Source organism: Streptomyces sp. NPDC002779 (assembly GCF_042888685.1).
Classification (GTDB): Bacteria; Actinomycetota; Actinomycetes; order Streptomycetales; family Streptomycetaceae; genus Streptomyces.
Genome location: NZ_JBIAQC010000007.1, coordinates 424,387 through 448,048 on the forward strand (window position 1 = coordinate 424,387; position 23,662 = coordinate 448,048).

A 23,662-nucleotide genomic window follows, 5' to 3' on the forward strand; every position below is an offset into this window, starting at 1 on the left:
TCGGAGCCTGTGTCAGACGGCAGCCGCGCATGGCGATATGTCCTCACTCAGGGTGTCCACGCCCTGGTTCGACTAGACCGGCGGTGAGAGTTCCTGGCTCCCGGGGCTTCCTACCCCGGTGACAGTGGCGGGACCGCGCCGGAATCGCACCGGCTTCCTCTCCTGCCGCCGTAAATGGCTCCGGCAGTCCACCACGGGCCCGGAACAGCCGTCAACTTGCTGTTGACCTGCGAGAGGAGAGTGTGCTGAGGCCCACACCGGGTCCGGCCGGGCGGGGTTGGCCCCTGGGGTCACCCGCCCCCGGCCGACTGCCCGCAAGTGCCTTGCGCGACCGCGCGCGTACGCGAAAGCGCCCTGCCCCGAACACCCCGTAAGGGGCACCGGAACAGGGCGCGAGCCCGTCGCGCGAGGCGCGTCAGACCACGATCAGATAGATCCCGTACGCCACAGCCGCCGCGCACGCCGCGAAACACGCGTACGCGCCGGTGACCGCCAGTCCCGCGGAGCCCCCCTGCTCCGCGGCCCGCTCGCGCCGCGTCAGACCCGCGATGCCGAGGGTGAACAGGGCCACCAGGGCCACGGTGACCACGAGGCTGACGCCGAAGACGGAGCCGAGAGCCGCCCAGTCGATCTTCATGATGCTGCTTCCTTGAGTATCCGGTCGGGGGTCAGACGCGGGCCGACGGCGTCGGGCCCCCGGCCGGGGCCGGGATCGTCGCCGCGAGCTCCTCGGTCACCGGGCCGGCGGGCGGCGGCGTGACGGCCGCCATCGCCGTGGTCACGACACCCGCGGGCTCCTCGGTCTCGTTGACGTTGGTGTGGTCGACGATCTCGCGGCGGGACACCTTCCAGATGGCCGCGCTGGAGCCGACCAGGAACACCGCCACGACCGCCGTGCCCCAGGGGCCGAAGTTCGTGACCCACTCGGCCAGCGCACCGACGAGCGCCGCGGCCGGCAGCGTCAGGCCCCACGCGACGAACATCCGCGTCGCCGTGGACCAGCGGACGACGCCGCCCTTGCGGCCGAGGCCCGCGCCCATCACCGCACCGGAGACGGAGTGCGTGGTGGAGAGGGAGAAACCGAGGTGGGAGGAGGCCAGGATGACCGTCGCCGCGCTGGTCTGGGCGGCGAAGCCCTGCTGCGGCTGGAGGTCGGTCAGGCCCTTGCCCATGGTGCGGATGATCCGCCAGCCACCGAGGTAGGTGCCGAGCGCGATGGCCACGCCCGCGGAGAGGATGACCCACATCGGCGGGTCCGAGTCGGGCGCCAGGGTGCCGCCGGCGACGAGGGCGAGGGTGATGATGCCCATCGTCTTCTGCGCGTCGTTGGTGCCGTGGGCGAGGGAGACCAGGCCGGCGGAGGCGATCTGGCCGGCGCGGTAGCCCTTCTCGGAGGACTGGCTGCCGTCGGCCTTCTTGCCCAGGGAGTACATCAGCTTCGTCGCGAGCATCGCCGCGAGGCCCGCGACCAGCGGGGCGGCGATCGCCGGGATGAGGACCTTGGTGACGAGCACGTCGCCGTGGACCGCGCCGACGCCCGCCGAGGCGATGGTCGCGCCGATCAGGCCGCCCATGAGGGCGTGCGAGGAGCTGGAGGGCAGACCGACCAGCCAGGTCAGCAGATTCCAGAGGATCGCCCCGACCAGCGCGGCGAAGATGACCTCGGGACGGATGCCGGTCTCGTCCACGAGACCTTTGGAGATCGTGTTGGCGACCTCCACGGAGAGGAACGCGCCGACAAGGTTCAGCACGGCGGACATGGCCACCGCGACCTTGGGCTTGAGGGCACCGGTCGAGATGGTCGTGGCCATCGCATTGGCGGTGTCGTGAAAACCGTTCGTGAAATCGAACGCGAGTGCGGTTATTACCACAATCGCGAGGATCAGCGAGAAGTTTTCCATTTACCCAGGCAATCGTTCGAGGTCATTGGCTGGACGAACGTAAGTAACCTGAGTGAACGGAAGGTGAACTGGGGTGAGCTACGGGGTGTCTGAACAAGGCGTTCCGTCTTGCGTCGGTTCCATGCGGCTCCGCAGGCTTCAGGCGCCCCAAGGGCCGGGAGCCCCGGGCGACCTTCCGGAGCGGGCTCAGGGGCCGTGAAAGAGATCCTGGTCACCCCTGAAGCCGGGCGCGTCGGCTGGCAGGATCGCCGCATGGCTGAGCAGCGAGAGAACCGGCGGGGCGCGGGGGAGTCATGGCCGGAGGGCGTGGGCCCCGAGGAGGCGCGCGCGTGGCAGGAACTGGTCGCGACGGCCCGCCGGACCGTGTCCGACGGTCTGGTGGTGGGCACGTCCGGGAACGTCTCGGTACGCGTCGGTGACACGGTCCTGGTCACCCCCACGGGGGTGCCGTACGACCGGCTCACGCCCGAGGACGTGACGGGCGTCGACCTGTCCGGGCGCCGGGTCCTCGGAAAGCTGCGGCCCACGAGCGAGCTGCCCATGCATCTCGCCGTCTACGGCGCCACCGGCGCCCGCGCGATCGTCCACACACACGCCGTGCACGCCACGGCCGTCTCGACGCTGGTCCAGGAGGTCCCGGCGATCCACTACATCACCGCGGACCTCGGCGGCCCCGTCCGGGTCGCCCCGTATGCGACGTACGGCACCGAGGAACTGGCCGAGAACATGCTCCGGGCCCTGACCGACCGCACCGCCTGCCTCCTGCAGAACCACGGCACCCTGGCCTACGGCGCCACCCTGACCCAGGCCTACGACCGCACGGCCCAGCTGGAGTGGATGTGCCGAGTCTGGCTCACGGCGTCCTCGATACCGGGCCTGTCCCCCTCCCTGCTGTCCGCCGAACAACTGACGGAGGTGAGGGAGAGGCTGCGGGGCTACGGCCAGCAGTCCTGACCCGGCGGCCCTCGGGCCCGCGCGCTACCCCGCTGGCGGTGCCGGGGGTCCTCCGCCTCGCGCGTCCGCTGTTCCGTTGTCCGAGAGGCATGTCGTCCGTCCCGCTGACCGCCGCCTGCGCCCACCGTCCCGCTGGCGGTGGCGCGTGCGCGTCGCCCTGCTGGCGTGGCCCGGTCCGGTGTCCCGTCGGCCGTGAGGCATGTCGTCCGTTCCGCTGGCCGGCGCCCGCGTCCACCGTCCCGCTGGCGGTGACCCGCGTCGGCCCTCCCGCCGGCGGTGACGCGCGCCCGCCGCCCCGCTGGCGTGACGCCGGTCCGCCGTCCCGCTGACCGGCGCCTGTGTCCTCCGTCCGCTGGTAGTTACGCGCGTCCGCCGCCCTGCTGGCGTAGCGCGGGTCCGCAGTCCCGTTGGCCGTGACGCATGTCCGCCGTTCCGCCGACCGGTGCCTGCATCCGCCGTCCCGCTGGCGGTGACGCGCGCTCGCCGACCCGCTGGCGTGACGCCGTTCCGCTGTCCCTTTGGCCGTGACGCATGTCCGCCGTTCCGCTGACCGTCGCCCGCCCCCGCCGTCCCGCTGGCCGTGACCCGCGTTTGCCCTCCCGCTGCCGCGACGCGGATCCGCCGCTCCGCTGACCGTCACGCGCGTCCGCTCTCCCGCTGACGGCGCCCGCGTCTGCCCTCCCGCTGGCCGCCCCCCCGGCCTCCGCCCACCCTTGCCGCCCCCGCGTCCGCCCACCCCTGCCGCCCCCGCGTCCGCCCACCCCTGCCGTCTCGCCCCCCTAACCGTCTCGCCCCCCTAACCGCCCCGCCCCCGCCCTCCCACTGGCCGTACGCGGGGTCCGCCAGGACACTGGTGGCGTGCGCACTGTCACCGCGACGGCCGCTGCCGTCACCATGGCCCTGGCCGCCGGCGCGGCAAGCGTGGCCGCCGGGCGACTCGCCAGCGATGCCGCGCTCAAGGCGCCCCCCGGCAGGCCCCTGCCCACCGAACCCCGGCTCACGGTGCACGGCACGGCGGCCGGCCAGATCTCGCTCACCCGCGACCTGGCCTCCCTGCGCCCCGGCGTCTACGGCCTCGGCGGCGACGGCTCGCACGCGGTCGTGGGCCCCGTCCTCGGCACCGCGACCCACACCGCCGACACGGTCGTCCGCCGCCTGGAACGCGTCACCCACGGCACCCTCAGCCCCGGCGACCGGGTCTGGCTCACCCCCAACCTCCACGTCGGCGACCCCCGCGCCGCACTCGGCCTCGACCACGCCGACGTCGACATCCCCGGCGAACTCGGCCCGCTGCCCGCCTGGTTCGTGCCCGGCGCCCGCCCCACCTGGATCATCGCGGTGCACGGTCTCGGCACCACCCGCGAACTCGCCATGAACGTCATGGAGTCCCTCACCGCCCGCCACTTCCCGGTCCTCGCCCTCGGCTACCGCGGCGACCTGGGGGCACCCCGCTCCCCGGACGGCCTGAGCCACCTCGGTGAGACCGAGTGGCGCGACCTGGACGCGGCACTCCGCTACGCCGTGCGCTACGGAGCCCGGCAGTTCGTCCTGCTCGGCTGGTCCACCGGCGCCACGATGGCCCTGCGCGCCGCCGCCCGCTCCGGGCTGCGCGACCGGATCTCGGGACTCGTCCTGGACTCCCCGGTGCTCAGCTGGGAGGCGACCCTGCGCGCCCTCGCCGCCGCCCGCCGCACCCCGGGCGCCGTGCTCCCCCTCGCGGTCCGCGCCGCCCAGGGCCGCACGGGCCTGTACGGCGACCGCGCCGCCCCCGACGAGATCAGCTACCGGCTCAGTGTGCCGACCCTGATCTTCCACGGCCCCGACGACATCGTCGCCCCCTGGACCCCTTCCCGCCGCCTGGCCGACGCCCACCCCGGCCTGGTGAGCCTCCACACCGTCAAGCGCGCCCCGCACGGAGCCATGTGGAACGCGGACCCCAGGGCCTACGAGGAAACCCTGCGCCGCTTCCTGACCCCTCTCATGTGAGCGCCCCGGACGACGGGCACCCCGGACCGGTCCCACCGGTTCCGTTTAACCCGGTACAACTGGCCTGTTCTCGGTCCTCCGTCGCCCGCCGGACCCCGTGCGTTGGCCATCCCCGTCGCCCCTCGTGACATTCCGTTTGGGTTTTCGGACCGTCAACCGGAAGACTGCACCCGTGACGTCCCGTATCCCGCGCGACTCCAGGCTTCGACTCGTCCGCCCGCGACCCCTGGCCGCCGCCCCCAGAGCTGTGAACCAACGGCGCCCACGCCGCCCCGCCCCCCGCCCTCCCGAGGGCACCCCGGCCCCCGCGGAGCTGGCCAGAATGGCGCGCTCCGGCCTGGCCGCGGCGGCCCGGGTCGCGCACTGGGCCGACGTCGCCCTGCGCCCCGGCCGCGACGGCGCCCACCCTGACAGCAAGGGCACCCTCTCCGACGCGAGCGCCGAACGGGCCGCGGCCGAACTGGACCTGACCGTCGCTCAGGTCCGCGCGGACTGGGACACCGCACGCCTCGCCGGTCTGATCGAGGTGCACGGCGACAGCGCGCGCCCCGGCTGGCGGCTGCGCGCATGGCACCGGGACGACAGCGCCGTACTGCGCGGCTGGGTCGCCCTCTTCGACGCCTGGTCGCTCGCCCACCCGGAGCCCGCCGACCACGAGCCCGCCGCGGTCGCCGAGGTCGTCTCGGCCATGCCCCAGGTGCTCTCCTTCCTCCAGCTGTCCGCCGGCCCGGTGCCGGTGGCGCAACTCCTCGACCTGCTGGAACAGCGCGTCACCGAACTGCGCACCGAGCGCTGCGAGATCCCCTACGGCCCGCAGCCCGAGCCGGACCGCGCCGCCCCCGCCGAGGACACCCCGCTCGCCCCGCTGCTGGACTGGGCCCTGCACGCCCTCGCCTCGGTCGGCGCCCTCACCTACGGCGACGGCCAGGCCACCTTGACCCCGCTCGGCAGCTGGGCGGTCTGGGTCAAGCTGGAGCAGATCTGCGTCGCCGCGCAGAGCCCCGCCGGGAACATCGAGCAGGCGGCCGAGGACATGCTCCGCGGCTGCGCCCAGCTCCGCCCGAACGCCGCCCGTGCCGAGTACCGCGCCTGGCTGGCGGCCCGCCCGGTCGGCAGCGCGGTCACCGAGCTGATCGACGCCGCCCGCGGCGAGGACGCCCTGCTGCGCGGCCTCGCCTTCGAGGCGCTGCGCGTGGTGGGCGCCCCCGCCGAACCCGACGTACGGTCCGTGGCCGAGGAACCGGCCCTCAGGCCGTACGCGCTACTGTGGCTGGCCGAGCACGACGGGGTGGACCCCGAGGACGCCCATGAGGTCCTCACCCGCGAAGAGGCCACCTGGCTCTGGGTCGACACCGCCGCCGCGGTCGCCGACCACGGCGAGGCCCCCATGCTCGTGCGCCACCTGGAGTCCGCGCTGCAGCCGACGGTCCCCGCCCTGCTGGACGAGGTACGCGCCGTCGGCCACCCGCGCACGGTCCAGGTCCTGGTCGCCCTCGCGGCCGCCCACCCCGACCCGGCCCTGGCCAAGGCGGTCCGCCGCGCCGCCTTCCAGGTCCACACGGGCGGGAACTAACCCCCGATCTCCGGCGTGTACGTGCCGAAGCTCCAGATGTTGCCCTCGGTGTCCCGGGCGATGTAGTCCCGGGAGCCGTAGTCCTGGTCCGTCGGGGGCATCAGGACCTCCACGCCGTGCTCCACGGCGCGCCGGTGGTGGGCGTCGACGTCGTCCACCACGACGTACACCCCGGCCGGGCCCGCGCCCTTCATCGCCGTGTCGAAGACACCGCCGCTGCCCTTCGAGCCGACCATGACCGCGCCGTTGCCCTGGGTCAGCTCGGCGTGCAGCACCGTGCCGTCCTCGCCCTCGTACATCGTCAGCTCGGTGAAGCCGAGTGCTTCCGTGAGCTGCCTGACGCCCGCCTTCGCGTCCGCGTACAGCACCGTCGGAAAGATGCTCGGACGCCCGCCCTCCGTGCCTGCCATGTCGCTCACTCCCTCGAGATCACTCACGCAACCGCACGTTCACTGCCGGAAATGTCACCTGTCGTCCAGTCTCGCAGCGCCCACTGACAACGCCCCGCGCTCACCGGAAGGTGTCGCACCGGGCCATGTCCCCGCTGTCGAAGCCCTGCCGGAACCACTGCTGCCGCTGCGCCGCCGACCCGTGCGTCCAGGACTCCGGCGTCACCCGGCCCTGGAAGCGTTCCTGGATCCGGTCGTCGCCCACGGCCGCCGCGGCGTCCAGGCCGTCCCGGATGTCGGCGTCGGTGAGGCTGGTGATCAGCGGCCGCCCGGTCGACTCGTCCTTCGTCGTGGTCGCGTGGTGCGCCCACACACCCGCGTAGCAGTCGGCCTGGAGCTCCACCCGGACCGCGTTGCTGTCCGCCCCGGTCCGCCCGTCCCGCGACCGGTCGAGCGTGCCCGTCAGGTCCTGCACGTGGTGCCCGTACTCGTGCGCCACCACGTACGCCTGCGCGAACGGCCCGCCGCCGGCGCCGAACGTCGTACGCAGTTCGTCGAAGAACCCGAGGTCGAGATAGACCTTGCGGTCGCCGGGGCAGTAGAACGGCCCGACCGCGCTGGTCGCCGACCCGCACGCGGTGCCGACCTGTCCGCTGAAGAACACCGTCGCCGAGCGCGCGTACGCCCCGCCGCGCCGCGTGAACTCCTCGTCCCAGTAGTCCTGCACGCTGTTGACCACGGCCACGATGCGGCAGTCGTCCCGGGTGTTCGCGTCCTGCCCGGTCCGGCAGGACTGCTGGACCTGCGCCAGGCCCGACGCCGTGCCCGAGGGCTGCTCGGACCCGTCGGTCAGCCCCAGCTGGTCGGGGCCGACCCCGAAGAACAGCGCCAGCACCAGCGTCAGCAGACCGGCGATCCCGCCCCCTACGGTGGCCCGCCCGCCGGGCACCCGCCTGCCCCGCACGTCCTGCACCTCCGAGGTGTCCAGCCGGGCATCGTCGTCGAACTGCATGGAACCCACACCCTCCGCCTAGGCCGGACCTTCATCCTCGCCCGCTCCCGCACCCGGGGCGCCGACCACGCACCCGAACGGGGGACGCCCTCCGGCGCCACCCACGGCCCGCCGGTCCACCCGCCCCCCGCCTGGCTACGCTCTGCGCCTGACCTGTGGGAGAGCGCAAGGGAGGGGCGTCATGGCCGTGCTGGACGCGACGCCGGCCCGCCCAGGCGCCCGGCGCGCGTCCGGTCCCGCCCCTCCCGTCTTCCCCGCCCTGCTCGCCGTAGCCCTCGCGGTCGTCCTGCTCGCGGCGGCCCACCATCTGCGCCCCGCGCCCTACGGAGAGCGCCTCACCGTCCACGCGCGCGTGGCGCACGCGAGCGTGCCGCGCACCCAGGGGGCGGCCGTCGAGGCCCATGACGCGGCCGGCGGCGCCCTCCTGTGGCGGCACACCCGCGCCGGCCGCCACCCCCTGGCCGTGCTCCCCGCGCGCGGGGACACCGTGGCCCTCTGGGACGACGGTCTGGTCACCGCCACCGACGGCCGCACCGTCCGCTGGCACCGCGCCCTGCCCGCCGCCGCCGACTGGCTCCCCGCCCACGGCGGCACCGGCGTCCTGCGCCCCCTGGGCCGCGCCATGCTCGCCGTCGTCACCCCGCACCGCGTCACCGCGTACCGCCTGCGCGACGGCGATCTGCGCTGGGTGCTCCCCGCGCGCGAGGGGTGCGCCTTCGCCCCCGCGCGTGCCGTACGTCACGGCCGGACACTGCTCCTGGCCCAGCCGTGCCCGGGGGCCGCGTGGACGTCCCAGCTCATCGCCGTGGACGACCTGGGCCGGGTCACTCCGCACCGCCGACCGCTCGGCAATGACGCCCTCGGCGGCCGAAAACCGCTTGCACGGCCCCGTTAGACTGGCCTCATGGCCATTCTCCTCGCGCATTAGACGGCGGGAACGTCCTCAGCCGCCCATCCCGCCAACGACCCCGCCCTGGAGTCTGTCCGTGATCTCCGCCACCGGCATCGAGCTGCGCGCCGGCGCCCGCGTCCTCATCGAGTCCGCCACCTTCCGCGTCGCCAAGGGTGACCGCATCGGTCTGGTCGGCCGTAACGGCGCCGGCAAGACCACCCTCACCAAGTGCCTCGCCGGTGAGGGCATCCCCGCCGGCGGTGCCATCACCCGGTCCGGTGAGGTCGGCTACCTCCCGCAGGACCCGCGCACCGGCGACCTCGACGTGCTCGCCCGCGACCGCATCCTCTCCGCGCGCGGCCTGGACACCCTGATCCGCAAGATGCGGGAGAACGAGCAGCGCATCGCGAACGGCTCGGGCGCCACCCGCGAGAAGGCGCTCAAGCAGTACGAGCGCCAGGAGACCGAGTTCCTCACCAAGGGCGGGTACTCCGCCGAGGCCGAGGCCTCCACCATCGCCGCCGCGCTCAACCTGCCCGACCGCGTGCTCGGCCAGCCGCTGCACACGCTCTCCGGCGGTCAGCGTCGCCGTGTCGAACTCGCCCGCATCCTCTTCTCGGACGCGGACACCCTGCTGCTCGACGAGCCGACGAACCACCTCGACGCGGACTCGATCGTCTGGCTGCGCGACTACCTGAAGACCTACCGCGGCGGCTTCATCGTGATCTCCCACGACGTCGACCTGGTCGAGACGGTCGTCAACAAGGTCTTCTACCTGGATGCCAACCGCGCCCAGATCGACGTCTACAACATGGGCTGGAAGCTCTACCAGCAGCAGCGCGAGGCCGACGAGAAGCGCCGCAAGCGCGAGCGGCAGAACGCCGAGAAGAAGGCCTCCGCGCTCCACTCGCAGGCCGACAAGATGCGCGCCAAGGCCACCAAGACCGTCGCCGCGCAGAACATGGCCCGCCGGGCGGACAAGCTGCTGGCCGGTCTCGAGGCCGAGCGGAAGGCCGACAAGGTCGCCAAGCTGCGCTTCCCGGAGCCGTCCCCGTGCGGCAAGACCCCGCTGATGGCGGAGGGGCTGTCCAAGTCGTACGGCTCCCTGGAGATCTTCACCGATGTCGACCTCGCCATCGACAAGGGCTCCCGCGTCGTCATCCTGGGCTTGAACGGTGCCGGCAAGACGACCCTGCTCCGGCTCCTGGGCGGCGCCGAGAAGCCCGACACCGGCCAGGTCATCGAGGGCCACGGCCTCAAGCTCGGCTACTACGCGCAGGAGCACGAGACCCTCGACCCGGAGCGCACGGTCCTGGAGAACATGCGCTCCGCCGCCCCCGACCTGGACCTCGTCGAGGTCCGCAAGACGCTCGGCTCGTTCCTGTTCTCCGGCGACGACGTCGACAAGCCGGCCGGTGTCCTCTCCGGTGGCGAGAAGACCCGTCTGGCGCTCGCCACCCTCGTGGTCAGCTCAGCGAACGTGCTGCTGCTGGACGAGCCGACCAACAACCTCGACCCGGCCAGCCGCGAGGAGATCCTCGGCGCGCTGCGCACCTACAAGGGCGCGGTCGTCCTGGTCACCCACGACGAGGGCGCGGTCGAGGCGCTCCAGCCGGAGCGCATCATCCTGCTGCCCGACGGTGTCGAGGACCTGTGGGGCGCCGACTACGCGGATCTCGTCGCCCTGGCTTGATCGAATGGCTGATCCACTGCGTATGGATCATTCGGCCGATCCGTGATCCATCATCTGTGTGAGATCTCCTCGTACCGGGGTGTGTCCTACACGGATTTTCCGGCCGAGTCCTTTGTCGACAAGGGCTCGGCCGTCGCGCGTCCCTGACCTGCCGCTTCGCGGAACAACCCGTTCGGCGGTACGAACCCGCCGTCACGGAATCATCGGTTCCTCTTGTGTGGACCTGCTCCTGTCGTCACATCCATGTCTCACGGACCTTGCCGAATGGGTGGCCATCAGGCCCGGGAGGGGTGATCATGAGGGGACCAGAGCGCACTTCCCATGAGGAGGACCGGGTGGCCGAGACTCTGAAGAAGGGCAGCCGGGTAACCGGCGCCGCGCGCGACAAGCTCGCGGCAGACCTGAAGAAGAAGTACGACTCCGGTGCGAGCATCCGGGCGCTGGCCGAGGAGACCGGCCGCTCGTATGGCTTCGTGCACCGGATGCTCAGTGAGTCGGGCGTCACGCTGCGTGGGCGTGGCGGGGCGACCCGCGGCAAGAAGGCCGCGGGCTGACCTCCGGGCAGCCCACCGGCTTCGATGGTGGCCACCCGGTCGGTCGGTTGACCGGCCGGGTGGTTACTGTGCAGTCACTTAAGCGACCGCACCCATCGGAGGCGCCCCATGGCTTCGCTCGACCCGGCTCTCGACAAGGACGGCGTACGACTCACCGTCGATGACGCAGTCGCCACGGTGACGCTGACCAACCCCGCCAAGCGCAACGCGCAGAGCCCCGCTCTGTGGCGCGCGCTGGCCGAGGCCGGTCGGCTGCTGCCCGGAACCGTCCGGGTCGTGGTGCTGCGGGCCGAGGGCAAGTCCTTCTCGGCCGGACTCGACCGGCAGGCGTTCACGCCGGAGGGCTTCGACGGTGAGCCGTCGTTCATCGATCTCGCGCGCGGCGGCGACGCCGAGCTCGACGCGACGATCGCCGAGTACCAGGAGGCGTTCACCTGGTGGCGGCGCAGCGACCTCGTGTCCATCGCCGCCGTCCAGGGCCATGCCATCGGGGCGGGCTTCCAGCTCGCGCTCGCCTGTGACCTGCGCGTCGTCGCGGACGACGTGCAGTTCGCCATGCGCGAGACCAGCCTCGGCCTGGTGCCCGACCTGACCGGCACCCACCCCTTGGTGGGCCTCGTCGGCTACGCCCGGGCGCTGGAGATCTGCGCCACCGGGCGCTTCGTCACGGCCGAGGAGTCCGTCAGCACCGGCCTGGCCAACATCGCCGTCCCCGCGGACCAGCTCGACGACGCGGTGCGCGACCTCGCCGCCGCCCTGCTGGCCGCCCCCCGGGACGCGGTCATCGAGACCAAGGCACTCCTGCGCGGGGCGGCCGACCGCACCTACGAGGAGCAGCGCGTCGCCGAACGCGCCGCCCAGGCGCGCCGGCTGCGGGACCTGGCGGGCGTGGGCGAGTGACCCCTCACCCGGCGACGGCGGTGATCAGGACCGCCACCGTCGGGTGATCCGGCACCGCCTGCGCCACCTGGGTGCGGACCGCACGGGCCACCTCCACGGCCCGGTGGTCCGCCCGTACCGCGATCTCCACCCGGACATGACGGGCCGGCAGGGCGGCCTCGGCGGGCCGGTCCTCGAAGTGCACCGGCCGGCCGAGGCCGCCCAGGATGCCGGTCAGCCCCGCCACCCCCGGCACCGCGAGCGCGGCCGCGGCGGCGCGGGCCTCGTCGCCCTCACCGGGCTCCCGGGCCGACGGAGCCTCCCGCGGCGGTACCGGAGCGGACTGCGCCCCCTCGTCCAGCAGCGCCGTCACCCGTAGATCCACCTCCGTCACCGCCAGCCCCAGCCGCCGGTCCGCCGCCTGAGCCAGCGCCCCGCGCAGCCGGTCCGCCACCGCGGGCAGCGGCTCCGCCGCCGTAGCCGCGAAGTCCGCCGTCACCCGCAGCGCGCCGGGCGGCAGCGCGCTCGGCGGCGCCGGAACCACAGGCTCCTGCGTCTCGCCGGGATCGGCGAGCGCGATCCTGAGCGCGCCGAGACGCACCCCCGGCAACTCGTGCGCCGCGCTGCGCAGCGCCTCCGCGGCCGCCTCCTCGGCGATCCACGCGCCGTCACGTGGCCCGCCCAACGGCAGCAGCCTGCCGAGCCCCAACTGCTGCCGCACCGTCCGCGCCCATCCGTCCACCGTCATTACTCCAGCCTGCCGCATCCCCGGGGCGAAATGACGCAACCCCGCTTACGGTGGACGAAGAAGGACGAACCGAAAGGGACGTGCGGCGATGAGTGACATGACGCAGAGGGCCGAGGTCGAACAGGAGTCGGCCGGACAGACCCGCAGGACCGTCAAGCGCGGTGGCGGTGACCCGGGGAGCCGGGGCCGGACCACGATCGCCGACGGCGTGGTGGAGAAGATCGCGGGACTCGCGGCGCGTGACGTCGTCGGAGTGCACGCCATGGGCAGCGGGATGAGCCGCACCTTCGGCGCGGTACGGGACCGGGTGCCGGGCGGTGCCTCGAAGTCCGTCACGCGCGGGGTGAAGGCCGAGGTGGGCGAGGTGCAGACCGCGCTCGACCTGGAGATCGTCGTCGACTACGGCGTGGCGATCTCCGACGTGGCCCGGGCCGTGCGGGAGAACGTCGTCTCCGCGGTGGAACGGATGACCGGCCTGGAAGTGGTCGAGGTCAACATCGCGGTGAGCGACGTGAAACTGCCCGACGAGGAGGACGAAGAGGAACCGGAGCCCCGGCTCCAGTGACCGGCCACCCCACTGCTGAAGGGAGCGCACCATGAGCATGGCCGTCGTCGGCATGATCGCCGGCATGGCGCTGGGCTTCGCCGGGTATTTCGGCGGCTTCGGTGCCTTCCTGCTGGTGGCCGCCCTGGGCGCCACCGGGTTCGTCGTGGGCCGGTTCCTCGAAGGGGACCTGGAACTCGGCGACTTCTTCCGCACCCGTGACGACCGGCGCGACCGGCGGTGACGTAGGTGACCGTGCACTCCGGTGACGTGGACAGATCCCGGGCCGTCGTGCCGCCGGGCGAGCGCGGCGCCACCCGGATCGCCGACCGGGTGGTGGTGAAGATCGCCTCGCAGGCGGCCCGCGAGGCCCTGGGCCCGCTGCCCGCGGACGTGTCGCCCCCGCACGCGGGAGCCGTCGTCCATCACGACACGGCCCGCCTGCGCCTGCATCTCGAACTCGACTACCCCACCGACATCGGCGCCCGCTGCGCCGCCGTGCGTCGTCATGTCGCCGAGCGGGTACGCGCGTTGGTGGGCATGGAGGTGCCGGAGGTCGTCGTCCACGTGGAGCGGCTGCACCCGGTACACGGCGCGGCACAGGGGAGGACGCGATGAGCGAGCCCCAGGGCTCCGAGGGCATGACACGACCACTGCCGGTCCTCGAGAAGACCGGCACCGACCCGCTCGGACCGGACGCGTCCGCGGCCGGCTCCGACCCACCGCCCGTCCTGGGCGGCAAGGACGCCGCGAACGGCCGCTTCTGGTCCACCCGCCGGGTCACGGCCGCGATCGTCGCCCTGCTGCTCCTGGCCCTGGTCGGCCTGTTCCTCTACGACATCGCCGCCGTGCGCGCCGACCGGCCCGCCATGGCCTGGCGCCGGGACCTGGCCGACCAGCTCGCCGAGCGCCCCCTCGACGACATCCGGGTGCTGATCGGCGCGGGCGTCGCCACGGCCCTCGGCCTGTGGCTGCTCTGGCTGGCCGCCACACCCGGCCTGCGGTCCCTGCTGCCGATGCGCCGCACCCACCCCGACGTGCGCGGCGCACTGGACCGTCAGGCCGCCGCGCTGGTGCTGCGCGACCGGGCCATGGAGATCGCCGGTGTGCAGTCGGCCCGGGTCCGCATGCGCCGCAAGCGGGCCGACGTCCGCGCGGTCTCCCACTTCCGGGACCTGGACGACGTACGCGCCGACCTCGACGGCGCGCTCGCCGACGCCGTGAACGGCCTCGGCCTGTCCCGGCCGCCCGCCCTGTCGGTGCGGGTGCAGCGACCCGGACGGAAGGGGTGAGCGCGATGCTCAGGACCGTCAACCGCGTCCTGCTCGGCCTCGTCGGCCTGCTCCTGGTCGTCCTCGGCGGCTCCGTGCTCGCCGTGGGCCTCGGTCTGAACCCGCCGTCCTGGTGGATCCACGACGGCCGGGACGACGTCCTGCTCAGCGACTCCGAGCGGACCCGCTGGCAGGACGAGGGCTGGTGGTGGCCGGCGGTCATCGCCGCGCTGGCGGTGCTGCTCCTGCTGCTCCTGTGGTGGCTGACCGCGGTGCTGCGGCGTCGTCGGCTCGCCGAGGTCCTGGTCGACACCGGCGACGGCGAGGGCGCGCTGCTGCGGGGCCGCGCCCTGGAGGGCGTACTGGTGAGCGACGCGGAGTCGATGGACGGGGTCCACCGGGCGCACACCCGGCTGACCGGCCGCAGGAGCGCCCCCGGGGCCCGCGTACGGCTGCTGCTAGAACCGCATGTGGACCCGGGCACGACCCTGACCGACCTCACGGCCGGGCCCCTCACCCACGCACGCCAGTCGGCGGGACTGGCGGAGCTTCCGGCGGAGGTCAGGCTGAAGGCGGCCAAGCACCGCGCGGAGCGGGTCAGTTGAACCGGACCTGCTCCCTCGGAGCACCCTCCGCGGCTAGAACCCGTGCCGCAGGCCGCCGTCCACCGGGACCATGATGCCGGTCAGGTACGAGGCGGCCGGGGAGAGCAGGAACGCGCCGGTCCGGCCGAACTCCTCCGGCCTCCCGTAGCGCCGCAGCGGGATCCGCGTCTCGGCGGCCGCGCGCGTCGCCTCCGGGTCCGCGGACATCCCGTCCAGCTCGCGCACCCGGTCCGTGTCGATGCGCCCCGGCAGCAGCCCCACGACCCGGATCCCGCGCGGTCCCAGCTCGTCCGCGAGGGACTTGGCGAACCCGGCGAGGCCGGGCCGCAGTCCGTTCGAGATGGTCAGGCCCGGAATCGGCTCGTGCACGGACCCCGACAACACGAAGCCGATGACACCGCCCGCCTCCAGCTCGGCCGCCGCCGCCCGGGCCAGCCGCACCGCGCCGAGGAACACCGACTCGAACGCCGCCTGCCACTGCTCGTCGGTGTTGTCGGCGACGAAGCCGGGCGCCGGGCCGCCGACGCTGACGAGGACACCGTCGAAGCCGCCGAAGTGCTCGCGCGCGGCGGCGATCAGCCGGGCGGGCGTCTCCGGGTCGGCGTTGCCCGCGGCGACCCCGACCGCGTCCGGGCCCAGCGCGGACGCGGCCTCGGCGACCGTCGTCTCGTCCCGCCCCGAAATGATCACCTTCGCGCCCTCGGCGACCAGCTCCCGCGCGGTGGCGTTGCCCAGCCCACGCGTCGCTCCGGTGACGACGTACACCCGGTCCTTCAGTCCAAGATCCATGCCCCCTATCCTGCCTCCTCCGTCCCGAACAGGGCGAGGGCGGTGTTCACCAGGCCGATGTGGCTGAACGCCTGCGGGAAGTTGCCCAGCTGGACACCGGCCACGGGGTCATACTCCTCGGCCAGCAGCCCGACGTCGTTGCCGAGCACCACGAGCCGTTCGAACAGCTCCCTGGCCTCCTTGCCGCGGCCGATCATGTGCAGGGCGTCCGCCAGCCAGAACGAGCACGCCAGGAAGGTGCCCTCGCTGCCCGGCAGTCCGTCGGCCGTCTCCTCGGGGCTGTAGCGGCGCAGGAAGCCGCCGTGGCACAGCTCGTCGCGGACCGCGTCGATGGTGCCGATCACCCGGGGGTCGTCCGGCGGCAGAAAGCCCACGCGCGGGATCAGCAGCAGCGAGGCGTCCAGCTCGCGCGAGCCGTAGTACTGGGTGAAGGTGTTCCGCTCGGGGTCGTAGCCCTTCTCGCACACCTCCCGGTGCACCTCGTCGCGCAACGCGCGCCAGGCGTCCACGTCGCCCTCCAGATGGGGGTCGCGCTCCACCGCGCGCACCGCGCGGTCGGCGGCCACCCACACCATCACCTTGGAGTGGACGAACTGCCTGCGGCCCCCGCGCACCTCCCACAACCCCTCGTCGGGCTGCCGCCACGCGCTGCACAGGAAGTCCATCAGCGCGATCTGCAGCGCCCACATCTGCGGGTTGGAGGGCAGGCCCGAACTGCGGGCCAGCGACAGCGAGTCCATGACCTCGCCGTACACGTCGAGCTGGACCTGCTTCACGGCCTCGTTGCCGATCCGTACCGGCCCGGAGTCGGCGAAGCCGGCCAGCCACGGCAGCTCCATCTCGGGCAGCCGGCGCTCACCCGCCACGCCGTACATGATCTGCAGGTCCGCCGGGTCGCCCGCGACCGCCCGCAGCAGCCAGTTCCGCCAGGCCTCGGCCTCCTCCTGGTACCCGGCGGCCAGGAGCGCGCCGAGGGTGAGGGTGGAGTCCCGCAGCCAGCAGTAGCGGTAGTCCCAGTTGCGTACTCCGCCCAGCTCCTCCGGGAGCGAGGTGGTGGGGGCGGCGACGATGCCGCCGGTGGGGGCGTAGGTGAGCGCCTTCAGGGTGATCAGGGAGCGGACCACGGCGTCCCGGTGCGGGCCGTCGTAGCGGCAGTGGGCCGCCCAGGCCTGCCAGTCGGAGACGCTGGTGGCCAGCGATGCGTAGGGGTCGACGAGCGCGGGGCGTGGTTCGTGCGAGGGGTGCCAGGTCAGCACGAACGCCACCGACTCGCCCTCGGCGACGGTGAACTCCGAGTACGTGCAGTGGTCGGCGCCCCAGGTGCGCACCTGCGGTTCGCTGCGCAGCCACACCGAGTCCGGGCCCGCCACCGCGACCCGGTGGCCGTCGGAGCGGCGTATCCAGGGGGTGATCGAGCCGTAGTCGAAGCGCAGCCGGAGCGTGCTGCGGACGGTGACCTCGCCGCGCAGGCCCTCGACGATGCGGACGAGGTCGGGGGCGCGGTCCCGTTGGGGCATCAGGTCGGTGACGCGGACGGCGCCTTGATCGGTCTCCCATTCGGTGTCCAGGACAAGGGTGTCCGGTCGGTAGGCGCGGCGGGTGCACCGCTCGGCGCCGGTGGGGGCGATCCGCCAGTGGCCGTTCTCCTCGTCGCCGAGCAGCCGGGCGAAGCAGGCGGCGGAGTCGAAGCGGGGCAGGCACAGCCAGTCCACGGAGCCGTCCGTGCCGACCAGGGCAGCCGTCTGTTCGTCGCCGATGAGCGCGTAGTCCTCGATACGGGGATGCACGGGGAGCGGGTTCCCGGCAGGAAGGACGCGCAATCTTGCGCTGTGGTCATTCCGGCCGGACGGCTCACACCGCCGCGGGCTCGCTCCGCGCGGCGGGCTGCCCGGTCTCGCGCGCCCGGCGGTCGCGCAGCTCGCGGCGGACCAGGATCACCCAGCCGACCGGGACGCCCGCGGCGAACAGCCACCACTGGACGGCGTAGGCGTAGTTCAGCGCGGCGTCCTCCTTGCCGGGCTTGCCGAGCTGCTGCGGGGTGCCGCCCTTCGGGGCCGGTCCGGTCTGCACGAGGTAACCGCCGAGCACCCGGGCGTCGAGGCGGCGCGCCTCCTGCGCGCTGTTGATCAGCATGATCTGGCGGTCGGGCAGGCCCTGGAGGTCCTTGATGCCGCTCGCCTCGGTCGTCTCGTCGGGCATCAGCCGGCCGGTGACGGTGAGCTCGCCGCCCGGCGGGGCGGGCACCTCCGGGAACGCGCTCTGGCTCGCCGCCCGGTCGGCGGGGATCCAGCCCCGGTTGACCAGCAGCACCTTGCCGTCGCGCAGCACGAACGGGGTGAGCACGTGGTAGCCGACCTCGTCGTCGGCGTTGGTGCGGCGGCGGACGACGACCTCGTCGTCGGTGTCGAAGTGCCCGGTGGCGGTGACGGTGCGGTACCGCTCGTTCCTGGTGACGGCGTGCCCGGGGGCGGTCAGCCGCTCGACGGGTACCGGCTTCGCGGCCAGCGAGTCGGAGACCAGCTGGTTGCGGGCGGTGCGCTCGTCGTAGCGGTGCATCTGCCAGATGCCCAGCCTGATCATCGTGGGGATGAGCAGCACGGCGACCAGCGTGAGGATCACCCACTGCCGGGACAACAGGAAGCGGTACACCCCACGACCGTACAACTCGGTCGTGGGGTGCGTTCAGGCGGGTACCGGGTCACACCTTGTCGATGATGCCCGCCTTTCCCTCCGCGCGGGCGCAGTGGGCACCGCAGTACCAGTGGCCCTCGACCTCGACGCCCTGCCCGATGATCTGGACGCGGCAGTGCTCGCAGATGGGGGCCATGCGATGGATCGCACAGGCGAAGCAGTCGAAGACATGCACCGCGCCCTGCGCACGAATCTCGAAGGACATCCCGTAGTCATTGCCGCAAACTTCGCATCTCGCCATGCGCCACAGGGTGGGCCGTCGGGGCGGTGCGAGCGAGTGGGCGCTGGGCGAGTCGCACCGCAATCACCCATCCGTACGGTCACTGCTCGGGTGCCGGCTCCACATCGGCGAGCAGCTGCCCGAACGCCGCCTCGTCCACCACGGGGGTGCCGTACTGCCGGGCCTTGACCACCTTGGAGGTGCCCGAGTCCGGGTCGTTGGTGACGAGCAGGCTGGTCAGCCGGGAGATGCTGGTGGCGACATGGAGTCCGGCCTCGACCGCCCGGTCCTCCAGCAGGTCGCGCTCGACGGAGGTGTCGCCGGAGAAGGCGATCCGCATGCCCTGTTTGAGCCTTTTGCCCTCTTCATAGCGCCCTGGGTTGGGATAGGGGCAGGCGGGCCTTTTGCGGGCGGGGCGCCAACTGGTCGGCCGGTAGCCGCCGTAGCTGCCCTGCTGCTGCCGCGGCACGGCCCGGTCCGTCCACTCGGTCAGCGGCCGGCACTCGTGCAGGGGAAGCCGTACGCCGCCCTCGGCCGCGGCCTTCAGGCTCGGCCGGAACGCCTCCGCCAGCACGCGCGCGTCGTCCAGCGCGTGGTGCGCGCGCTGCTGGACGACGCCGAAGTGCGCGGCCAGCGACTCCAGCTTGTGGTTGGGCAGCGGCAGAGCCAGTTCCTTGGAGAGCGCGATGGTGCACAGCCGCTGCCGCACCGGCGCCTCGCACCGGGCGCGTGCGTACTCGCGGGCGATCATCTGCCAGTCGAAGACGGCGTTGTGCGCGACGAGCACCCGGTCCGCCAGGCGGGCGGAGAACTCCTCGGCGATCTCGGGGAAGAGGGGCGCGCCCTCCAGTACGTCGCTCGTCAGACCGTGGATCCACACCGGGCCCGGGTCGCGCTCGGGGTTGACCAGCGTGTACCAGTGGTCCTCGACCTCGCCGCGCGCGTCCAGCCGGTAGACGGCCGCGGAGATGATCCGGTCGTCCCGGGCCAGCCCGGTGGTCTCCACGTCAACGACCGCGTATCCCTGCGGATACGCGGCCGGCCACCCGGCGGGCGCGGACGCTGCGGTCGTACGGTCTTCGAGCATGGTCACTGAGGATACGGGCCGGGACTGACAGTCCCCTCCCGCGGCCCCGAGTCGCCACCCCGTCAGGTGCCCTGCCCCGCCCGTCCGTTCGAGGACCGGCCGGGGGAGCGCGTCAAGTCCCGTGCCGCGCGGGGCCGTCCGGAAGAGGGGTGCCCCTTTGGCGGAGATCGCCAACAAGTAAGCGCGTACCCCAGGTAATACTTGTGAGTAACAACGTCTAGCCGTGGGCGACCAGCGGTTCTACCGTGCCAGCATGCCGAACCTGCCCGATGTCGTGCTGTGGTCGATACCCGCCTTCGTCCTGCTCACCGTGGTCGAGATGATCAGCGTCCGCCTCCATCCCGACGAGGAGGCCGCGGGGTACGAGACGAAGGACGCCGCGACCAGCCTCGGTATGGGGCTCGGCAGTCTGTTCTTCGACTTCCTGTGGAAGATCCCGATCGTCGCGATCTACACGGCGGTCTACGAACTGACGCCGCTGCGGGTGCCCGTGCTGTGGTGGACCATCCCGTTGCTGCTGCTCGCGCAGGACTTCTTCTACTACTGGTCCCACCGCGGCCACCACGTCGTGCGGATCCTGTGGGCCTGCCACGTCGTGCACCACTCCAGCAAGAAGTTCAACCTCACCACCGCACTGCGCCAGCCCTGGACCTCCCTGACCGTCTGGCCGTTCTACGTCCCCCTGATCGCCTGCGGTGTGCACCCGGCCGCGCTCGCCTTCTGCTCCTCGGCGAACCTCGTCTACCAGTTCTGGATCCACACCGAGCGCATCGACAAGATGCCCCGGTGGTTCGAGTTCGTGTTCAACACGCCCTCTCACCACCGCGTCCACCACGCCTCCCAGGGCGGCTACCTGGACCGCAACTTCGGCGGCATCCTCATCGTCTGGGACCGGTTGTTCCGCTCCTTCGTCGCCGAGACCGAGCGTCCAGTCTTCGGGCTGACCAAGAACATCGACACGTACAACCCGGTGAAGGTCGCCACCCACGAGTACGTCTCCATCGCCAAGGACCTCAAGGCGGCACGCCGTTGGCGGGACCGGGCCGGGCTCCTGCTGCGCGGCCCCGGCTGGCGGCCCGCCCCGGAACCCGCGCGGGAGAGCGTGTCGGCGTGAGGCCCGTTCTCCTGGCGGCCTTCGCTCTGGCCGCCCTCGTCGACCTGGGCTCCCTCGCCGCCGGCTTCGACCCCGGGCACCTGGTCGCCAAGCCGCTGCTGATGCCGCTGCTCGCCGGGTACGCCGCCCTGTCCCGGGCGCCCCGGCTGCTCGTCGCCGCCCTGCTGTTCGGCTGGGGCGGCGACGTCCTGCTGCTGTCCGACGCCGAGCCCGCCTTCCTCGCCGGCATGGGCTCCTTCGCTGCCGGGCACGTCTGCTACCTGCTGCTGTTCCAGGGGCGCGGGGGCCACCAGCCGTTCCTGCTCGCCGGGTACAGCGTCGCCCTCACCACCACCGTCGCCACGCTCTGGCCCGCCCTTCCGGCCGACCTGCGCGTCCCGGTCGCCGGCTACAGCCTGCTGCTCACGGCCATGGCCTACCGCGCGGGCAGCCGGTTCGGCCTCGTCACCGGACTCGGCGGCGCGCTGTTCATGCTCTCCGACACCCTCATCGCGACCGGCGTCGCCGACTGGTCCCAGCCGCCCCGACCGGACCTGTGGATCATGCTCACCTATATCGCGGCGCAGGTCCTGCTCGTCACGGGCACACTCAGAGCGTTCGAAGCGCGTGCGTACCCGGCGGCGACGTACGGGGAGGTGCGCTCGGCCACCCCCTGAGCGCTCTCACGCCCCGTTCGACATGTGGGTGGCGGACGTACCCGACCCGGTCGTCCAACTGCCCACCGACGCCGTGATCCGGGTGCTGCGCGCCTGCATTTGCGGCAGCGACCTGTGGGCCTACCGCGGCGAGGCGGGCCGGCAGCCCGGCCAGCGGACCGGGCACGAGTTCCTCGGCGTCGTCGAGGAGACCGGCCCGGAGGTCTCCGGCGTGCGGACCGGCGATCTGGTCGTCGCGCCCTTCATGTGGTCCGACGGCGTCTGCGACTACTGCCGGGAGGGCCTGACCACCTCCTGCGAGCACGGCGGCTTCTGGGGCTCCGTCGGCTACGACGGCGGCCAGGGCGAGGCGGTGCGCGTGCCCTTCGCCGACGGCACCCTCGTCCGGCTGCCCTAGGAGGCGGCCTCCGACGAGCGGCTGCTGACCGCCCTGCTCACCCTGTCCGACGTGCTGGGCACCGGCCACCACGCCGCCCTCGCCGCGGGCGCCCGGCCGGGGGCCACGGTCGCCGTGGTCGGTGACGGCGCCGTCGGCCTGTGTGCGGTGCTCGCCGCCAAGCGGCTGGGCGCCGAGCGGATCGTCACGCTCGGCCGCCATCAGGTCCGCACCGACCTCGCCCGCCGCTTCGGCGACACCGACGTCGTCGCCGAGCGCGGCGAGGCCGCGGTCGACGCCGTCCGCGAACTCGCCCGCGGCCAGGGCGCGCACGCCGTCGTCGAGGCGGTCGGTACCGAGCTGTCCATGCGTCCTGCCGTGAAACATCACCCGTGACGGCGGCGGCATCGGCTTCGTCGGCGTGCCGCACGGCTGGGGGTCCCCCCAGGCCCTTTGGGCACTGGGGGAGGGGCCGGACTCGACCTCGGCGTCATGTTCGACCGGAACATCGCCCTGCGCGGCGGTGTCGCGCCGGTCCGCGCCTACATCCCCGAGCTGCTGCCCGACATCCTGGACGGCACCATCGACCCCTCACCGGTCTTCGACCTGACGGTCGGTCTGGAGGGCGTGCCCGACGGCTACCGGGCGATGGATGAGCGGGCGGCGCTCAAGGTCATGGTCGCCATCTGAGTCATGGTCAGCATCTCCGTCATGGTCACCATCTGATCGGCACCGGCAACGCGGCCAGCAGCCCCGACACCGCCACCACCACCCCCAGCGCGACGACCTCCACGCGCGCGGGGGCGCAGGCCGTGAGCGGGTCGGCGGCCCGGCTCAGCCGGATCCGCGCCCACAGGGCGAGCCCGGCGACGGCGGCCACCAGCAGCACCTTGGCGAGCAGCACGCGGCCGTACGCCGTCGCCGTCAACTGCTCGACGACCGTCTCGGGCGGCATGCGGCGCAGCGAACTGCACACCCCGGTCGCGGTGATGACGGCGAGCAGGACGGCCGCCACGCGCGCGTAGAGCCCGAGCAGCGCCGCCCCGGACGGCGGACCGCCCCGTAGGCTCCGCAGGACGTGCAGCAGTCCGCCCGCCCACAGCGCCGCACAGATCAGATGGACCAGCGTCAGACCGGAACCGGTGAGCGGGGACTGCTCGGTCACCGGATGCGCGCGCAGCGCCTCGGCGACGACGACCGCGGCCAGCGGCCAGAGCTGGGTGCCGGGCCGCCGGGACAGCGCGCACAGCCCGGCCACGGCGAAGGCGTTGACCTCCAGCAGCGCGAGCTTGCCGTCGCGGGTGGCGTACAGGCCGCCGACGTCGAGGTCGGAGAGGCCGTCCGGCACGAGGTTGCCGGTCGAGACGACGGAGGCCAGCCCCAGGGCGGCGAGGAAACCCGCGCCTGCCGCCCAGGGCGCCCAGCTGCGGGGCGGCGGGGGAGTACTGGGTACGGAACGGGCCAGCCGGTTCACGAACAGTTCGCCGACCGGGACGCACAGGGCCGCGAACAGCACCGTCCGCAGCAGCGCGATGCCGCCGGTGCCGGGGGCCGCGGCCTCCCCGGTGCCGTGCAGTGCCGGGGACGGCCCGAGCAGCGGTATCAGCGCCCCCAGGGTCACCAGCACGAGGACGGCCACGGCTCGGCCGGTGCCGGGGCCGCGCCGGGACTCGCTCGCGTCGGCAACCTCCGACGTGGGTCTTATCAAGGTCACCTCAAGATCTTCAC

25 protein-coding genes, 1 pseudogene and 1 riboswitch are annotated in these 23,662 nt (G+C 73.1%); of the genes and pseudogenes, 15 read left to right on the forward strand and 11 right to left on the reverse strand.

From position 1 onward, the window contains the following. Positions 1-66: 66 nt before the first annotated feature. Positions 67-209: riboswitch (cobalamin riboswitch) on the reverse strand. Positions 210-415: 206 nt separating this feature from the next. Continuing rightward, positions 416-637 carry a hypothetical protein gene (locus tag ACFYW5_RS22400; protein WP_389418804.1) on the reverse strand — a complete coding sequence of 74 codons (222 nt, stop codon included), beginning with the start codon at positions 635-637 and terminating at the stop codon, positions 416-418. 31 nt (positions 638-668) lie between these two features. After that, positions 669-1,901 carry an anion permease gene (locus tag ACFYW5_RS22405; protein ID WP_389418805.1) on the reverse strand — a complete coding sequence of 411 codons (1,233 nt, stop codon included), beginning with the start codon at positions 1,899-1,901 and terminating at the stop codon, positions 669-671. Between the two features lie 252 nt (positions 1,902-2,153). On the opposite strand from ACFYW5_RS22405, the gene ACFYW5_RS22410 reads away from it, so the two are divergent. The 3 genes from ACFYW5_RS22410 to ACFYW5_RS22420 all read left to right on the forward strand — a co-directional run bounded on the left by ACFYW5_RS22410 (position 2,154) and on the right by ACFYW5_RS22420 (position 6,414). After that, positions 2,154-2,855 carry a class II aldolase/adducin family protein gene (locus ACFYW5_RS22410; RefSeq protein WP_389418806.1) on the forward strand — a complete coding sequence of 234 codons (702 nt, stop codon included), beginning with the start codon at positions 2,154-2,156 and terminating at the stop codon, positions 2,853-2,855. 858 nt (positions 2,856-3,713) lie between these two features. Next, positions 3,714-4,841, forward strand: a complete 1,128-nt coding sequence (locus ACFYW5_RS22415) for an alpha/beta hydrolase family protein (protein WP_389418807.1) — start codon at positions 3,714-3,716, stop codon at positions 4,839-4,841. Between the two features lie 172 nt (positions 4,842-5,013). Then, positions 5,014-6,414 carry a hypothetical protein gene (locus tag ACFYW5_RS22420; protein ID WP_389418808.1) on the forward strand — a complete coding sequence of 467 codons (1,401 nt, stop codon included), beginning with the start codon at positions 5,014-5,016 and terminating at the stop codon, positions 6,412-6,414. On the opposite strand, the gene ACFYW5_RS22425 is transcribed toward ACFYW5_RS22420, so the two are convergent. Further along, complete coding sequence (locus tag ACFYW5_RS22425; RefSeq protein ID WP_389418809.1) at positions 6,411-6,824, reverse strand: VOC family protein; 414 nt, start codon at positions 6,822-6,824, stop codon at positions 6,411-6,413. The genes ACFYW5_RS22420 and ACFYW5_RS22425 overlap by 4 nt on opposite strands. 100 nt (positions 6,825-6,924) lie before the next feature. Continuing rightward, complete coding sequence (locus ACFYW5_RS22430; RefSeq protein ID WP_389418811.1) at positions 6,925-7,815, reverse strand: neutral zinc metallopeptidase; 891 nt, start codon at positions 7,813-7,815, stop codon at positions 6,925-6,927. 181 nt (positions 7,816-7,996) lie between these two features. Between ACFYW5_RS22430 and ACFYW5_RS22435 the strand changes: the two genes are divergently transcribed. The 4 genes from ACFYW5_RS22435 (at position 7,997) to ACFYW5_RS22450 (ending at position 11,854) form a co-directional block, all read left to right on the forward strand. After that, a complete protein-coding gene (locus tag ACFYW5_RS22435) occupies positions 7,997-8,710 on the forward strand; it encodes a hypothetical protein (RefSeq protein ID WP_389418812.1) in 714 nt (237 codons plus the stop codon). Between the two features lie 91 nt (positions 8,711-8,801). Beyond that, positions 8,802-10,400 carry an ABC-F family ATP-binding cassette domain-containing protein gene (locus tag ACFYW5_RS22440; protein WP_389418813.1) on the forward strand — a complete coding sequence of 533 codons (1,599 nt, stop codon included), beginning with the start codon at positions 8,802-8,804 and terminating at the stop codon, positions 10,398-10,400. 335 nt (positions 10,401-10,735) lie between these two features. Then, positions 10,736-10,954 carry a helix-turn-helix domain-containing protein gene (locus ACFYW5_RS22445; protein WP_019758351.1) on the forward strand — a complete coding sequence of 73 codons (219 nt, stop codon included), beginning with the start codon at positions 10,736-10,738 and terminating at the stop codon, positions 10,952-10,954. 108 nt (positions 10,955-11,062) lie between these two features. Next, the gene (locus ACFYW5_RS22450) at positions 11,063-11,854 is read left to right on the forward strand and encodes an enoyl-CoA hydratase/isomerase family protein (protein WP_389418814.1); all 792 of its coding nucleotides are present in this window, start codon (positions 11,063-11,065) and stop codon (positions 11,852-11,854) included. Positions 11,855-11,858: 4 nt separating this feature from the next. Here the strand turns inward: ACFYW5_RS22450 and ACFYW5_RS22455 are convergent, their stop codons facing one another. Then, positions 11,859-12,581: a nucleopolyhedrovirus P10 family protein gene (locus ACFYW5_RS22455; protein WP_389418815.1), complete on the reverse strand. Its 723-nt coding sequence runs from the start codon at positions 12,579-12,581 to the stop codon at positions 11,859-11,861. Between the two features lie 88 nt (positions 12,582-12,669). On the opposite strand from ACFYW5_RS22455, the gene ACFYW5_RS22460 reads away from it, so the two are divergent. Genes ACFYW5_RS22460 through amaP form a run of 5 tightly spaced genes read left to right on the forward strand, consistent with a single transcriptional unit; the run spans position 12,670 to position 15,001 of the window. Further along, positions 12,670-13,146, forward strand: a complete 477-nt coding sequence (locus ACFYW5_RS22460; protein ID WP_389418816.1) for an Asp23/Gls24 family envelope stress response protein — start codon at positions 12,670-12,672, stop codon at positions 13,144-13,146. Positions 13,147-13,177: 31 nt separating this feature from the next. After that, the gene (locus tag ACFYW5_RS22465) at positions 13,178-13,369 is read left to right on the forward strand and encodes a hypothetical protein (protein ID WP_389418817.1); all 192 of its coding nucleotides are present in this window, start codon (positions 13,178-13,180) and stop codon (positions 13,367-13,369) included. Positions 13,370-13,374: 5 nt separating this feature from the next. Continuing rightward, positions 13,375-13,743 (forward strand): hypothetical protein, encoded by a 369-nt coding sequence (locus ACFYW5_RS22470; protein WP_389418818.1) that lies wholly within the window; start codon positions 13,375-13,377, stop codon positions 13,741-13,743. Then, a complete protein-coding gene (locus ACFYW5_RS22475; protein ID WP_389418819.1) occupies positions 13,740-14,417 on the forward strand; it encodes a DUF6286 domain-containing protein in 678 nt (225 codons plus the stop codon). The genes ACFYW5_RS22470 and ACFYW5_RS22475 overlap by 4 nt, the downstream gene beginning before the upstream one ends. 5 nt (positions 14,418-14,422) lie before the next feature. Continuing rightward, positions 14,423-15,001, forward strand: coding sequence for an alkaline shock response membrane anchor protein AmaP (gene amaP, locus ACFYW5_RS22480; RefSeq protein ID WP_389418820.1), 579 nt, complete (start codon positions 14,423-14,425; stop codon positions 14,999-15,001). Positions 15,002-15,034: 33 nt separating this feature from the next. Here the strand turns inward: amaP and ACFYW5_RS22485 are convergent, their stop codons facing one another. The 5 genes from ACFYW5_RS22485 to ACFYW5_RS22505 form a co-directional block, all read right to left on the reverse strand. Continuing rightward, on the reverse strand, positions 15,035-15,790 hold the full coding sequence (locus ACFYW5_RS22485) for an SDR family oxidoreductase (protein ID WP_389418821.1): 756 nt from the start codon (positions 15,788-15,790) through the stop codon (positions 15,035-15,037). Positions 15,791-15,795: 5 nt separating this feature from the next. Further along, positions 15,796-17,577: a glycoside hydrolase family 15 protein gene (locus ACFYW5_RS22490; RefSeq protein WP_389418822.1), complete on the reverse strand. Its 1,782-nt coding sequence runs from the start codon at positions 17,575-17,577 to the stop codon at positions 15,796-15,798. 64 nt (positions 17,578-17,641) lie between these two features. After that, positions 17,642-18,439 (reverse strand): SURF1 family protein, encoded by a 798-nt coding sequence (locus ACFYW5_RS22495; RefSeq protein WP_389418823.1) that lies wholly within the window; start codon positions 18,437-18,439, stop codon positions 17,642-17,644. A 49-nt stretch (positions 18,440-18,488) separates the two neighbouring features. Continuing rightward, on the reverse strand, positions 18,489-18,722 hold the full coding sequence (locus ACFYW5_RS22500; protein WP_389418824.1) for a hypothetical protein: 234 nt from the start codon (positions 18,720-18,722) through the stop codon (positions 18,489-18,491). Between the two features lie 79 nt (positions 18,723-18,801). Beyond that, positions 18,802-19,788: a DEDDh family exonuclease gene (locus ACFYW5_RS22505; RefSeq protein ID WP_389418825.1), complete on the reverse strand. Its 987-nt coding sequence runs from the start codon at positions 19,786-19,788 to the stop codon at positions 18,802-18,804. A 253-nt stretch (positions 19,789-20,041) separates the two neighbouring features. Between ACFYW5_RS22505 and ACFYW5_RS22510 the strand changes: the two genes are divergently transcribed. The 3 genes and pseudogenes from ACFYW5_RS22510 (at position 20,042) to ACFYW5_RS22520 (ending at position 22,624) form a co-directional block, all read left to right on the forward strand. Next, positions 20,042-20,902: a sterol desaturase family protein gene (locus tag ACFYW5_RS22510; RefSeq protein WP_389418826.1), complete on the forward strand. Its 861-nt coding sequence runs from the start codon at positions 20,042-20,044 to the stop codon at positions 20,900-20,902. Further along, complete coding sequence (locus tag ACFYW5_RS22515; protein ID WP_389418827.1) at positions 20,899-21,558, forward strand: lysoplasmalogenase; 660 nt, start codon at positions 20,899-20,901, stop codon at positions 21,556-21,558. Before ACFYW5_RS22510 ends, ACFYW5_RS22515 begins: the two co-directional genes overlap by 4 nt. 22 nt (positions 21,559-21,580) lie before the next feature. Then, positions 21,581-22,624 (forward strand): annotated as a pseudogene (locus tag ACFYW5_RS22520) (alcohol dehydrogenase catalytic domain-containing protein). A 25-nt stretch (positions 22,625-22,649) separates the two neighbouring features. Here ACFYW5_RS22520 and ACFYW5_RS22525 read toward each other — a convergent pair. Continuing rightward, entirely contained in the window at positions 22,650-23,648 is a 999-nt protein-coding gene (locus ACFYW5_RS22525) for a CopD family protein (RefSeq protein WP_389418828.1), read from the reverse strand. Positions 23,649-23,662 lie beyond the last annotated feature (14 nt).

What these genes read in the sequence shown, in the direction of transcription:
- ACFYW5_RS22405 (WP_389418805.1), bottom strand. Translation starts at nt 1,901, where the DNA reads ATGGAAAACTTCTCGCTGATCCTCGCGATTGTGGTAATAACCGCACTC.
- ACFYW5_RS22410 (WP_389418806.1), top strand. Translation starts at nt 2,154, where the DNA reads ATGGCTGAGCAGCGAGAGAACCGGCGGGGCGCGGGGGAGTCATGGCCG.
- ACFYW5_RS22465 (WP_389418817.1), top strand. Translation starts at nt 13,178, where the DNA reads ATGAGCATGGCCGTCGTCGGCATGATCGCCGGCATGGCGCTGGGCTTC.
- ACFYW5_RS22485 (WP_389418821.1), bottom strand. Translation starts at nt 15,790, where the DNA reads ATGGATCTTGGACTGAAGGACCGGGTGTACGTCGTCACCGGAGCGACG.
- ACFYW5_RS22425 (WP_389418809.1), bottom strand. Translation starts at nt 6,824, where the DNA reads ATGGCAGGCACGGAGGGCGGGCGTCCGAGCATCTTTCCGACGGTGCTG.
- ACFYW5_RS22450 (WP_389418814.1), top strand. Translation starts at nt 11,063, where the DNA reads ATGGCTTCGCTCGACCCGGCTCTCGACAAGGACGGCGTACGACTCACC.
- ACFYW5_RS22400 (WP_389418804.1), bottom strand. Translation starts at nt 637, where the DNA reads ATGAAGATCGACTGGGCGGCTCTCGGCTCCGTCTTCGGCGTCAGCCTC.
- ACFYW5_RS22475 (WP_389418819.1), top strand. Translation starts at nt 13,740, where the DNA reads ATGAGCGAGCCCCAGGGCTCCGAGGGCATGACACGACCACTGCCGGTC.
- ACFYW5_RS22505 (WP_389418825.1), bottom strand. Translation starts at nt 19,788, where the DNA reads ATGCTCGAAGACCGTACGACCGCAGCGTCCGCGCCCGCCGGGTGGCCG.
- ACFYW5_RS22460 (WP_389418816.1), top strand. Translation starts at nt 12,670, where the DNA reads ATGAGTGACATGACGCAGAGGGCCGAGGTCGAACAGGAGTCGGCCGGA.
- ACFYW5_RS22500 (WP_389418824.1), bottom strand. Translation starts at nt 18,722, where the DNA reads ATGGCGAGATGCGAAGTTTGCGGCAATGACTACGGGATGTCCTTCGAG.
- ACFYW5_RS22435 (WP_389418812.1), top strand. Translation starts at nt 7,997, where the DNA reads ATGGCCGTGCTGGACGCGACGCCGGCCCGCCCAGGCGCCCGGCGCGCG.
- ACFYW5_RS22510 (WP_389418826.1), top strand. Translation starts at nt 20,042, where the DNA reads ATGCCGAACCTGCCCGATGTCGTGCTGTGGTCGATACCCGCCTTCGTC.
- ACFYW5_RS22430 (WP_389418811.1), bottom strand. Translation starts at nt 7,815, where the DNA reads ATGCAGTTCGACGACGATGCCCGGCTGGACACCTCGGAGGTGCAGGAC.
- ACFYW5_RS22455 (WP_389418815.1), bottom strand. Translation starts at nt 12,581, where the DNA reads ATGACGGTGGACGGATGGGCGCGGACGGTGCGGCAGCAGTTGGGGCTC.
- amaP (WP_389418820.1), top strand. Translation starts at nt 14,423, where the DNA reads ATGCTCAGGACCGTCAACCGCGTCCTGCTCGGCCTCGTCGGCCTGCTC.